Raw genomic sequence first — 13,464 nt, forward strand, 5'->3', positions numbered from 1 at the left:
AATTTAGCCATAAAAAACAATTTTTTTGTTGAAAAAATGCTATATAGCATTTAATACATTTTTTAAGTGGAATTTAGAGTTTTTTTCAGCATTGTATCAACGACATCATTTAATGATGTCGATTATATATTGATCTAAAGATTTATAATCATTATTATGTACTGTTCCTTTTTTCAATAATGCATGGAAACTTTCAATTACAACATTATCTGCACAACTCATATAGCGGCCTTGTGATATAATTAAATTGTATTTTTTACATAAATTTTGATATTTTTGTGATGAATATATTACACAATGATCTGAGTGGACTACAATTTTACTTTGATCATTTTTTATTTGCCTAATTTTATTAGCAGCTGCATTTATGTTTGAAATTATTAATTGCATGTTATTTTTTCTACTAATTCTAAAATCAATAATTTCCTTTGTTGCTGCGTCGATAACAGTTGACATATATGCTCTTTTTCTATTTAGAATTAAATATGTAACATCAGTATATACAGTAGTTAATGGTTCCTTAATTTCAGAATATTTTCGATTAACTAGGTCGGGAAATTGATTATAATTTATTTTTTTTCGTTTAGCCTTTTTAATCATTTTGATAACATAATTCGCTATTATTCCAAATTTATGCATTAGCCGTAATACTTTTTTATGATTTCAGATTATGCCTATTTTTGCTATTATTTTTGTTGCTATACGTCTGTACCCATATTGCTTTCTTGATTCATCAAAAACCTCTTTGATTATCTTAATATCCTTTTCATCTTGAATTTGTCTTTTTCAACCCCTTTTTAAGAATTTAAAATATGCACTCTTAGTAATATCAAGTGCATTTAATAAATTTTTAAGCTTGTAATTTTTAGAATTTTGAATAATAAACTTGTATTTTTCAATCTTGCTATCTTTTTTTACAAGCGAAAAATTCTTATAAATTTGTAGTGATTGTATAGAGTCAAATTCTGTGTTTTTATAATTTCCACGAGAATTGTTTAATTTTCCTTTTTTAAACGAAGCAATTCAAGATTTAATTGTTGATCTATTAATGTTATATTCTTCGCTTATTTGTAATATGCTTTTTCCATTAAAAAATCACTTTACTATTTTTCTTCTAAAAATTGGGTCATATGTTTTAAATTTTTGTCCTAAATTTGCCATAAAATTCTCCAAATAAAAAAGGTTTCAATAAGTGAAACCTTTTAACATTTATATTATACCATAAATTATAACCAATTTGTTAGTGTTGCAGGAATGTAGTTAAATTGGTTTGATTTTTGGTCATTATCGGTACCATTAATTCAGTTACTATTACCTATAAAAATATATGTATTGTATTTTTCGTTAAAATCCTTGAGGGTTGCACCACGTTTTAAAATGTCGCCATCTGCTATATAATCTTCTCAATTTGCTCCACCACTTGTTTTGGCAGACCCGCTACCATATAAAACTCATTCATGGTTATTCTTATTATGTGATTCAACATCATCATTTTTATGGAAGAATGTAATCCAAACCTCTAATTTTTCAAACAAATAAATAGTTTGATTATCAATACCATTAATTTGAGGAAATACATTCATACTATAAAAATTTCTTACCTTGCAATTTTTATCGTCACTTATAGTATTTGTAACCAATCACTGTGAATTAATCTCAAATTTAAGAGTTTTTGAAATTTTGTATAATTTATCTCAATCATCATTTGTTAATTCTGTTTTAATTTTAGGAACATCAGTGTTGCCAAAACTACAAGAAATTGGTTTTGTTATCACTGAAAACAAACTTATCCCTAAAATAAAACTTAGCATTTTCTTCATATATCAAACACCTCAATTTTATTATATCAAATCTATAAATAAATTTTTAAAAAAGCTATGTCCTGCTTGTTAATATTGAATAGTGAAATATTGTCTAATTCAAGCTCTTTTTGATTATTAGCTATATCATTGTATAATAATTTAAAATATCACAAACCAGAACCCCAAATACCACTTATCTCAAATAAAATAGGATTAATGATATTGTTAATATCAAAAATATAATTATTATTATCTTTGATTATACTATTTGTAATATTTCTTGTTAAAATTGGGTATTTTGTTCTACAGTATTTATCAGTTAGATCTATTTGAGATAGAAGCATATATTTAATAATATTAGAATCTGATAATTTTAAATCCTTGGGTTGTGTGCTAGCTAGTTTAGTTTCTTCTATACTTTTATTAATATTCTCTCAATAAAATATTTGTGATTTATTATTAAACACATATTGTGAAGTGACAATGTTGTTTATAGGTTCTAAAATATATTTATCTGTTTTGTTTGGAAAATTAAAGTATTTTGATCTTAATATAACTTTTATATCATTTACATCGCTAGAAGAATAATCCGAATTATAACCATCTCTTGTAAGAATAAATGTTCATATTCCAGAACCATTGTCAACATTTCCTATATCACCATTTCAAATAGGAGCTGTAGACATTTCAAAATAGTATGGTAACAATATTGTGTAATCATCATTTCCGCCATTTGCAATTGAATATGTACCATTAACATATTTGCTTAACATAACCTTAATTTTCTTATAATTTTTATATTGCTCAGATTCAATTATATTACTATATTTTTTTTCAAATGCAGCTTCTAAACCATCAACATAATCTGAAATATTTTTACCTTCAAATTGTTGCTTATAAAGTGCCATTTTATTTAACCCCTTAGATGAGTCGCCGTTAATATATCCCGCTCCTTTAAAATTGTTATTATAATTATATGTTGCTGTTAGTACTTCTTGTAACAAATGGTAAATTGCTGAATATTTATGAACTACTTCATATTCTATTCTTGCATCTGTTAATGACGTTGGAGTCTTTTTCAATTTAATAACTTGTAATCCATCAGGTGATGTAGATGAATCATATACGTAGCTAACACCCGGTTTAATCAATCCATCTTCTTCATAATCTTCGCTACTTTGTTGAAAAACATAATAAACAGGGTTGTAACCAACTGCTTTTCAACTCCCAACTTCCTTAGTTCCTTTTTCCTTATACCTTACTTGTATTGGATCAACATTAACTGAATCGTGGTCCACTATGTCATCTGCACCCAATAATGTTGATAATGAATTTTCCTCAATAAAATCCTTACAAGTTTCAAAATCTAAAATAAAGTCATTGAATAATCACAAATTTAAAAAATTTACCTCTCCACTTTCCAAAACTTGTATTGGATTCAACCAAAGCGGATAAAGCTTGTTTTTTGATGTTATGTCTGCAAATGTTTTGTTACCATCACTATCAAGCCCCAATATTTTAAATGAGTTTAATAAAAATGTGCCGGGTTTTTTAATTTCAATTCCAGTTACTGTTATGTCTTCTAATTGCTTTCCAATTCTAATAACTATTTGGTTACCATCTTTTGTTGTTCATGCGTTGATATCTACTAGATTCAATTCTTTCTCTTTAGATATAGAATCCGTTAAAAAACCTTTGTCTGTAATCGATTCAATAATTTTACCATATTTATAAATTTGATCATCAGTTATCAATTCAACTTCAGAAACTAAATAAAGCTTATCAAATGACAAATTTGAAAATAATTTATCTTTTGATGTTATTGTTGTTGAATAAGACTCATAAACTGCTATTTCTCCATCAATATTTGACATTGCTTGCTTGGTGGTATACGCCATTTTTTTTGCTTGCGAAGCATTGACCACAAATTCGATTTTATCATCTGGATCTACAAAACAAATTTTTAGTGCATTTGGTGAATATTTAACCAGTTCTGAGTTGTCATTTTTAATAACATTCTTTAATGGATACAAGTAAAATATAGCGTTTTGTGATGCTGTTAAATAATCTTCATCATTATTAATAGATTCATCTGCTGCCAATTTATCAAATTCATCCATGCCAATTTTATTTCAATTTTCCATTATATTCCTGCAAATTCTATTTTTTTGTTTTTAGAGTAATTGATCATGTTGAGAGCTTGCGCCACTCAATAAGCCTCAAGAGAAGCCCATCCATTTTTAATAACGATCTCCTCCAATTCTTTAAAAATTTTTTCTTTATTTTCTAACAAATGATTAAATCTATATTTTTTTAATTTTGAAATTACTTTATATCTTTTGTTTTTGTGAATTTGGTCCATAAATTTCCTCCATACTGGTGTTCGATATTGTTTTTAGTTGATAATCTAGTTCTGAATACGCTGCATTTGCTTTATACTCAATTTCTATATTTTTAATATGTAAATTGTCAATTTGTTCATCAATTATGTCATTTTTAGTGTTGATATTGTCAATTTCCTCATTAATTTTACTAATTACTGACTCAATTTTTTCCAATTGTTGCTCTAATTTGTGATTTTTGAAGATGATATTGGTTGTATTTTCATTTGATTTTTGGTTGCTATAGTTAACTCTTTCAATTAAAATATGACATTTTTCTTGTTCTAATTGCTGAAGCTTTCTAATTTTATCTGCCTTTATAGATTTCTTTTTGGGGTTAAAATATTCCTCTCTTAAGTGAATTTTATGATTATTCATATTCTCTAAAAACATAAAAACTCCATTCTTATTTAATTTTTTTATAGAAATGAACATATAAACCAGCTGGATAGTTTTTTTCATTTCATCTATCATTATCTGATGAATAGTCACCAAAAATTCAGTTTGTTTGTTTAATTCCGCTTAAACTTTCTTGTATAGCAGTTCCATGGGCTAAATGTGCGTTTGATTGGCCGGAACTAAGTCCGCCTAAATTAGAGGAACCATCTTGTATCTCATCTGAGTATACAACTTGACCACCTTGACTTGAATAGGAAAAAAAATTTATATGGCTATGACTTACATCGGTTATTGTGTGGAGGTGATTGGCAACTCGTCCATTTGATTCGCCCACATGGCCAGGTGAAGAAATCAATGTCCATCCATACCCATCATTAAAACTTGTATTAACAATTTCTCAATATTCAGGGTCTGGAGTTATAGATGTATCAAATGGCAATATAACACCAATAGGTAAAATAACATCGATATAATTTTGTAATGTTAAATTGTTCATTGTGTCAATTTTAGTATTTTTAATCAAATTTACAAATGATGCATTTAATAAATCATCAATTTTTTTGCTAACATTTTTTATAACATAATTAGTTAATGCGTCATTTAATGCAATTGCATTTATAAAATCGCTATCTTTTGCTAATATTGCTCCAGCTTGTTCGCTCAGCAACTTTTTAAATTCTTTATCAGACAAAATATTTTTCTTCAATAATTCTTGTAGATCTTTATTTAGTGCAACATTTTTAATGAATTGACTGTCTTTTTCTAATAATTTATCTATAGCATTTTCTAACGATGTTTGAAATTGCTTGTCATTGTCAAGCAATTCTTGTAATTTTATTTCCAACTTAGCATTTCAATTTGAATTATTTAGTGCATTATTTTGTAGATTTTCATTTAAAATTTTATTTACTGATAGTCTTTCCTCTAAAGGAGTTTCAGCTATATCAACAAAATCTTTTATAAAATTGCTGTCTCTTTTAAGGGAATCAAATTTTTCAAGAATTTCAATATCTATTTCTTCATATATCAAATCCAATTCTGAATGAACCTCATTTTCAAATTCTTTTAATTGGGATAATAGCACAACATCATCATAATTTAAAGTATTTAAATATTGATTTACTTGTATTGGATCATTATATAAATTCATAGCAGGTCTTATATTTGTTAATTCTAGAGATTTTAGTGCTGTTGGGCTAAAAATATCTTTGTAGTCACGATTATCATATTTATAGCTACTATTATAACTGTATCCGTCCGTATCACTATAATTAGTAACAACATTAGATTGAACCGGTAATTTCCCATATAGAATCGATGTAAATGTATAAAACAAGCAATTTTTTATCATCCGCTTTAGTTTACTGTTTAAATTTGAAAAATTTACATGATCAAAGAAATTAATAAAGTACAAATTTATGCAGTATTGAATGTCAATTGTTATTGTTGATCACATTTCGTCCAATGTTGAAAATTCATTCCTTCACTTTGACGGCAAACCTATTAATTTTTGAATTCCGTATCGATTCTCATTTAAATAGTCATCTAATTTAAATCAAGGAGACTCATATTCTTTATTTATCATCTTTATTAACCTCTTTTTTTGTTGCTTGCAATGTTGTATTATCCAACGATTTTATGATGAAGCTTACAAATTTGGAATATGGTATTTCAAAAATAATATCATTAATATTTTTAGATATGCCACTCATTTTTTCCAAAATAAAACAAACATTTTTGAATACATTTTCAAAATACATTTTATTAATAGCTAGCATGTCATATGCAGTTTTGTTGATCAAACCAATTTCTAAAATACTTTTTTGTGCAGAATCATTATCGTCATCAATCATTGCTTTTAAAGATTTTTTAAGCAACAATTCAACATTTTGATTAAATGTATATATATCATTTAAATTTGTAGTTGATGGTGTATAAATCGACTTACTAGCACCACCCTCAAAATTACTACTATCAATATTAATTGTTGGTTGTTGATATTCTGCAATATCAACGTCATTTGATATTTCCCCGGATTCACTTATGTTTTCTTTTGCCTTTTTTTGTTGTGCATTCAGTAATTGATCTGGTAAAACATTAAATGACATATCAACCAATTTTGCAATATCACTAAAATTATTTAATCCCATTTGCTGAGGGGATGAATTGATTATCACAACTGGAATGTATCCTGCCTTTTTTGGATTGAATGATGTTAAATAATTTTTTGCATAATTATTATCAAAATCACATAAGATATTTTTATTTACTTTTGAACCATTTAAATTTAAAATCGTTGATTGCGGAACACCCTCAGCAATATTGTATTCAATAACAACCTTATATGTTGTTTTGCTTAATTCAATAGTATCGATTTCAACACAAATTTGGGTTAATTTATTTTGCTTCTTAAGTAACGTATAATTAATTATTTTTACAACTTCAATATAATAACTATCCCCAAATTCGGAAATATGGATGGCATAATAATTATTTTGAAAGCCGTAAAAGAGCGCATTGTAGATAATGTCATACCAGTTACTGTTGTTATTTTTTCAATTATTAAACACATCACTATTACACATTATATTATTAATATCAAACGAGTTTATACGTTCAACACAAATTTGATTAATTATGTCTTGTGCACGTTTATTCTCTGGAAATCCATATCTGTTATTGATCATCATCCTATTTTTATCCATATACACCTCAAATTATGACGCTATCGTGTCACCCTTGTTTTTTAGGAAAATTTGATTCTCTTAAAAAAGATTGAGCAACTTTCTGTTGTTTAAGGGAACCTTTGACAAAAAAATAAATTTTTTTGCCGCTCCCCATACAACAAAAGGGCGGCAATGTTTTTTCAAGGAATAAAATTCCCATAAAACACTTGGTGACACGATGCGTGTTTGCACAAATTATAACAAGAAATTTTCTAATAATCAATAGCATTTTGATTTCAGGTTATTTTTCTAATTTTGTTGTGTTTACTATTTTATGAAGATTTGTTCATGAATATTCAAGCGCTGTTGTAGCGTCATTTGCACATCTTTTATCTCTTATTAATGAACCCTTAGAATTAATACAATTATTTAGTTCCTTATATAATAAAAGGCATTTTCTAATATTCATTGTGCATCTCCCGCTAGACAACAATCCCTTAAAATATGCTTGTCTTGCAGTAATATCTCATTTGTTAAGTACCGATTTGTGTTTTGCTCCTGGAAAAAATACTAAATTTAAACCATACTTATCAGATAATAATTTTTGTATCTGGCGGGCAGTAACCTTATCTTGTAAGTCATATCAAACAAAAGGTTTTTTATTTATGTAATTTTTATATTCATCATAAATATTAGATATAAATTTTGCAGCAGATTCAATTTTTTTGTCTTCTGAATCGACATAGTTAGATTTAGAAATTGCCCACCAATCAGCCAAAAAATATATTTTCTCTCATTTTAAACCATTTCAATTTGATACTCCAGATACAGTGATTGCTGATTTTTTTGATTTAATTTTAGAAAAACCTCAATCAATTCCAATTGTTAAAATCGAAATTTCATTAGGTTCAGTTTGCCGTAAAATTACCGATTTTAAATCTGTTCTATAGGTAAATTTTGACAAATCACTAGATTCTAAAATTTGTCCTAAGGCGATAGTTCTATAATATGTATAATCTGTTGATTTCAATTTGCGCAAGTATCGTTCTGTAGCAGGATTCATGAATGCGTTATCCTTAGCTAATCATGCAGATGCACGTACTAAAAATATTGACTCTTCATCTAAATTTGCTGTATATGTAAGAATATTTTGATTTAGTAAATTTTGTTCTAAAACATAACTTGTTGGTCAGATATCTTCAAAGTAACGTTCATGAAAGAAATTGTTTTCTTCTCAAGGATTCAATGTAAATGTTAAATTCACACCATTTTTATAAAAATATGACTTTTCAACTTGTATAGAAATCTGATTTTCTTTTCCATCAGAAAAAATTGAAATTGAAGCATAAGAAGATGATGAATCATTTTCTAATATATAATTGCCACCTTCATCAGCTTTAGGTATGTACGTACAAAATTCTAAAATTGGCTCATCATTAATAGTATATTCTCCACGTATGGCAGAGCCAAGAAGCATTTGAATATTTGAATAAATTTCCTCGTCGCTTTCCTCAATAATATCTTTTGCTGGTGATGACATTTCATCTGCCCAAATATCCCCGATGCCGCCGACTTCAAATTCTTTACCTAGTTGACTATCTGAGTATTTACCTATAGAATCAAATAAAATAACTCTTTTATTTGGGTGAACTATTTTATTTTCTATCTTATTTTCTCCATAAATTCATTTAAAGGCATGAATTGATGTTTGTGTTAAATCAATATCATAATTTTTAAGTAGCATATTAGTTACCTTTTTCATTGTAACAATTGTCGTTGATAGATGTGTTGATTTATCCTTTCTCAAGATGATTCCGTTCCAATCTGTAAAATTACATAGTTTAAATAAAAAAATTAAGCATTGTGAATATGTTTTAAATGTTCACCTTGCTGTTTCTGCAGCTCTTGTTGTAGCCTTTGTGCATAGTCACGATCTATATTGTCATGCTAGAGAATCAATCAAAATTGGTCATGTAAATCCATAGTTATCATTTGTTATGTTAAATTTTGTGCAAGTTTCTTTTGAAACTTTAAATTTTTTTGCTTTTGCAATTTCGCTTTCAGTCAATTTTTCATTTATATTTTTCATTATGCCTCCCATTTAAAAAAGAGCAATAATGCTCTTTTTAATATATTGATAATTTTGCTTTTATTCTGATGGTGTAACAATATCGTTGATTGATCCAACTTTATTTAAATGCTTGGCTTTTTTTGCAAACGAGTCTAATGTGTTGTTTGCTTTATTATGTTCAAAGATAGCATTTTTTAATTTTTCTTTTGTTTGCTTTTTATATTCTTTTGCGGATTTGTGATCTTGAATATCAATATTTATTATTCTATGTCCTAGCATGTATTTTGCTTGTAAACCTTTTTCTAGTTCAAAATTATCTATTTTTTTTGAAATTTCATAAGAAATAAATAAAAATGATAATGTTATTATAATAGTAAATATAATGTTTGTAATCATTATATTTGTGATTGACATGTTTTTTATTGCATCAATTTTATTAAAGAAAAATGAAAATAATATTGACGTTCCTAATGCTAGTAGAATTGGTAATAATTTAAATAAAATTGTGTTTCTAAATTTTTTGTTCTTGTTCATGGTTTTTCTCTCCTCTTTTTATTTTAAAAATTTTATTTTCTGTTAATGGCAAATATGCACAAGTAATCAATATTATTATTGGGATTATTTTGATTACTGCATGTGTTATAAATTTAAATTTTTTAGATGGTACAAATTTAGGTAGATTGTGTATTGATGTTCCTGCCACAGCTGGTACAAAGAATAATGTTCCCTTCTCCACTCATGATGGATTTGATCTATGCAATCCTATGCTTAAGAAAGGCATATTATTTTGTAAAAAGGGAATATGATAGTAAAAACCTCATAATGTTGTGATAATAGCAATTAATAATCAATTAATGAAATTAATATTAGATAATTGATTTTTTCTAATTTTGTAAATTTTTTGATCATCAATATCTAATTTTGATAATTTGTAATCTTCATATTCATTGTTATATCTTCGCCTTTGTTTTGTTCAGGGAATATATACTGTTCATCCATAATCCTTTATGTTTGGTCTTTCCATTAAAGCTCCTTTTTACCTAATTTTTCTAAAATTCTTATTTCCATATTTTCTACGAATTTTCTTAACCTTGTGATTTGTTACAACTCTTAAAATTTGAGAATTTGACTTTTTAGAAATTATTGATCTAGTAATTTTTTTTGCTAGTGGACTCAAGAAAAGAATAGATAGTATTTCAACCTCTAATTTTCTTTTCGATTTTGAAATTACATCTTCTTGTATTGTTGGTGCAACACCTTCTTCCTTAAATTCATGTAGTTGTTTTGTATATTTTTTGTATAATCTATAAGTTTTGATTCCATCCCTTATAAAGGAAACTATGATTGGTGGCATAAATTTTGCAATTGATGATAGTCCAAAAAAATTTAAATTATACCCCATTTCTAATTTAGCTTTGTAATATTCTCCTGCATTATGCTTTAAACAATTTGCAACTCACTCATTAAACTCAAACTTGTCTCAATAAAATGTGCGTGGCTGATATTTAGAATTTTGAAAATAGATCATTACAATGTAAGATTCATCAATCATTGCTTTTACTTTATAACCAAGGATTCAAGTTGAATCTACAGGAATTAGCAATTTTGAAGCATCCTTTTCAATATCTCCAGCAATTTCAAGCTTATTAATTAATTTGATTTTAGAAAAAATATTTTTAGATATTTTATAGAATTTGGTTTTTTCTACTTTTTCAATAATTTTTTCAACACCTTTTTCAACTTGATGCATGATGACTTCAATAACTGTTTTAGCAGCTTCAACAAAAATTTCAACAGGATTAACTTTTTTTATGATTTTATTCATTTTCTTCCAATATTTATTTAATTTGGTTAAAAATGAATTTTCTATAATTTTTGCCTGTCGAATAGAATAAAGCGACCATATCAATTTTGCAGATTTATTTCCATTAGTTAATTTGCTTGTGTTTGCTATTTTATCAAAAAAATCATCACTTCTTAAGTCAGATATATTAAATTTGCTATCATCTAAAATTTTATAAGCTTCATCATAAAATTGCTTTTCTACTTTTGAAAATAGATTTGGTGACACATTCCTTAAGAGATCATTAATTTTTAAAAATTTCTTTATATCAGCATCAACAATATCTCTACCCAATCTTATATTTTTATACATTTGTGATAAAGCATTTTTTTTAGTTAAAGTTGAAATTAATGCCAAGGATTGTGGTTTTGTTACACCATCAAAAAAATCATAAATATTTTTTCCAATTTTGATTTTATTGCCTTCTAGGGTATTTCCTAGTTTACTTAAATTTTTAAATTCCTCTGAAGAAATATCTAAATCCTTAAAAAGACCTGTTTTGTTAGCATTTTTTAAAATTTGAGACAATTTTAACCCTTTTGCAGAGGCAGAAAGGGCTGCTAAGAATGGTAATGAGTTTAAGAGGGTTGTATATTTTGACGTTGAATTTGTTAAAGCATCATAACCTTGATTAATTCCAAATTCTGTTGATGCTGCAAATGTTGTTGAAATTGTCGATACAGTAAATTCAGAAAATCCAATTTCAGCAAGACTAGCAGCAGCTCATTCTTGTCCAAGTCCAGCGGCAATTGATGCAACAACTGCAACACCGACAAATTTTAAGATTGATAGTAACGTTGAAGAGTTATCATTGCTTGATTGTTCAGCAGTGATATTTGATAGCTTTAAATTGTTGGTTTTAACAGCGTTTTGTGAAGCCACACTAGTTCCAATTGACATTAATTTTTAAGCTTTTTTAGTATCTTTTGCTTCGGCTTCTTGTTTTGCTTTTGCTTCGGCTTCTTGTTTTGCTTTTGCTTCGGCTTCTTGTTTTGCTTTTGCTTCGGCTTCTTGTTTTGCTTTTGCTTCGGCTTCTTGTTTTGCTTTTGCTTCGGCTTCTTGTTTTGCTTTTGCTTCGGCTTCTTGTTTTGCTTTTGCTTCGGCTTCTTTTTGCAATCTTACACTTTTTAGTGAAAATACTACATTTAAACTACCTGAATATTTAGTTGTATTTTTAGCAGAAATTTTTGCACCAGTATCAGTAATTGATGCAATTAAAATATCACTAGTAGTTAAATTAAGCGAATTTTTTGTATTTATTGCCTCTAAAATTGTAGTTTCAGTTTTATCTAAAATTTCTCCCAAATTTAAAGTAGTAATAATACTGCTTAATTCAACAGGTTTACTTTGGGTTGATATTTTGGCATAAAATACTTTTAATGGCTCTATTAAACAAACATCATATCCATATGCCTCCTCTATTATATCAACATTTCCTTCACCATTACCAACACCATTTTTTCCAGCACGCAATGGTGTATGGACTCACTGCAACGCTTTAAACGGCCTTGTTAATGAATTCATTTCAACCCCACAAACATGTACACCATCTCCTAATAATGCGATTTTTTGAATACTTCCTGTTGGTGAAATTGTTGTAACCTTTTTGGGAATGGCTATATATGTTAGTCCTTCAAGGTTGGTATACATTCCTGTTGGTGCAACTCCAACACCATTGAGGACGTCTTCAATTTGATTAGTAGCTCCAATAGTCAATTTTAAAGTATCTCTTATCGAGCGTAAAAATTCCATCGAACAAAATAAGATCAAATTTTGAATATTTATTCCTACTTCATAACAATAATCGATAATGTTATCGTGTAAACTTAAAGCGTCCTTAGTTATATCAAAGCTGTTATTTATATCAATTAAAATGCCTTCATTTTGGATCATATCTAAAATTGCTTTTCTTTTTAATTGCACTTCTGTGTTGGATAATTCATCCAAATCAGCAGCTATTAATTCGGGTGTTAGGTTTTCTAATGGTGTATATTTTCTACCAAATGAAAAAGCCTTATCAATGTGAATATATTTTTCTTCATATTCTGGCATTGAATATTCAATAATTTTTTTGGTATCAGTCAAGAAATTATCCCCAATACCAACTTTGTATTTTATCGGTTTTTTTCTGGTAAATCTAGTGTTTCTATCCTTTACAATTTCAAATGGGAAATAAACTTCTCAACCCATATTCATGGGGTAGACCACCCTGTATAAATTATTTATAACTTCTGATCTATCAGTATCATTATTGATGTCAAAAAAACCATTTTGATTTTTAAATGTTTTAAAAATATCCATT

General features: G+C 27.3%; 12 protein-coding genes. All 12 read right to left on the minus strand.

Annotated features, from left to right (window positions below; genetic code table 4):
* Nucleotides 1-39: 39 nt before the first annotated feature.
* Nucleotides 40-1,161 carry an IS3 family transposase gene (locus AAHM97_RS04660; protein ID WP_342268782.1) on the minus strand — a complete coding sequence of 374 codons (1,122 nt, stop codon included), beginning with the start codon at nucleotides 1,159-1,161 and terminating at the stop codon, nucleotides 40-42.
* Nucleotides 1,162-1,226: 65 nt separating this feature from the next.
* Nucleotides 1,227-1,820: a hypothetical protein gene (locus tag AAHM97_RS04665; RefSeq protein WP_342268783.1), complete on the minus strand. Its 594-nt coding sequence runs from the start codon at nucleotides 1,818-1,820 to the stop codon at nucleotides 1,227-1,229.
* A 32-nt stretch (nucleotides 1,821-1,852) separates the two neighbouring features.
* Complete coding sequence (locus AAHM97_RS04670; RefSeq protein ID WP_342268784.1) at nucleotides 1,853-3,946, minus strand: hypothetical protein; 2,094 nt, start codon at nucleotides 3,944-3,946, stop codon at nucleotides 1,853-1,855.
* Nucleotides 3,946-4,164: a hypothetical protein gene (locus AAHM97_RS04675; protein WP_342268785.1), complete on the minus strand. Its 219-nt coding sequence runs from the start codon at nucleotides 4,162-4,164 to the stop codon at nucleotides 3,946-3,948. Before AAHM97_RS04675 ends, AAHM97_RS04670 begins: the two co-directional genes overlap by 1 nt.
* Complete coding sequence (locus AAHM97_RS04680; protein ID WP_342268786.1) at nucleotides 4,133-4,576, minus strand: hypothetical protein; 444 nt, start codon at nucleotides 4,574-4,576, stop codon at nucleotides 4,133-4,135. Before AAHM97_RS04680 ends, AAHM97_RS04675 begins: the two co-directional genes overlap by 32 nt.
* 13 nt (nucleotides 4,577-4,589) lie before the next feature.
* The gene (locus tag AAHM97_RS04685) at nucleotides 4,590-6,167 is read right to left on the minus strand and encodes a hypothetical protein (RefSeq protein WP_342268787.1); all 1,578 of its coding nucleotides are present in this window, start codon (nucleotides 6,165-6,167) and stop codon (nucleotides 4,590-4,592) included.
* On the minus strand, nucleotides 6,157-7,287 hold the full coding sequence (locus AAHM97_RS04690; RefSeq protein WP_342268788.1) for a hypothetical protein: 1,131 nt from the start codon (nucleotides 7,285-7,287) through the stop codon (nucleotides 6,157-6,159). Before AAHM97_RS04690 ends, AAHM97_RS04685 begins: the two co-directional genes overlap by 11 nt.
* 262 nt (nucleotides 7,288-7,549) lie before the next feature.
* Nucleotides 7,550-9,337, minus strand: a complete 1,788-nt coding sequence (locus AAHM97_RS04695; RefSeq protein WP_342268789.1) for a phage terminase large subunit — start codon at nucleotides 9,335-9,337, stop codon at nucleotides 7,550-7,552.
* Nucleotides 9,338-9,397: 60 nt separating this feature from the next.
* The gene (locus tag AAHM97_RS04700) at nucleotides 9,398-9,853 is read right to left on the minus strand and encodes a hypothetical protein (RefSeq protein ID WP_342268790.1); all 456 of its coding nucleotides are present in this window, start codon (nucleotides 9,851-9,853) and stop codon (nucleotides 9,398-9,400) included.
* Nucleotides 9,831-10,343 carry a hypothetical protein gene (locus tag AAHM97_RS04705; RefSeq protein WP_342268791.1) on the minus strand — a complete coding sequence of 171 codons (513 nt, stop codon included), beginning with the start codon at nucleotides 10,341-10,343 and terminating at the stop codon, nucleotides 9,831-9,833. Before AAHM97_RS04705 ends, AAHM97_RS04700 begins: the two co-directional genes overlap by 23 nt.
* A gap of 12 nt (nucleotides 10,344-10,355) precedes the next feature.
* Nucleotides 10,356-12,062 (minus strand): hypothetical protein, encoded by a 1,707-nt coding sequence (locus AAHM97_RS04710; RefSeq protein WP_342268792.1) that lies wholly within the window; start codon nucleotides 12,060-12,062, stop codon nucleotides 10,356-10,358.
* Between the two features lie 6 nt (nucleotides 12,063-12,068).
* Entirely contained in the window at nucleotides 12,069-13,463 is a 1,395-nt protein-coding gene (locus tag AAHM97_RS04715; RefSeq protein ID WP_342268793.1) for a hypothetical protein, read from the minus strand.
* Between the last annotated feature and the right edge of the window lies 1 nt (nucleotide 13,464).

It is taken from the genome of Spiroplasma endosymbiont of Aspidapion aeneum (assembly GCF_964031045.1).
Lineage (GTDB): Bacteria > Bacillota_I > Bacilli_A > Mycoplasmatales > Mycoplasmataceae.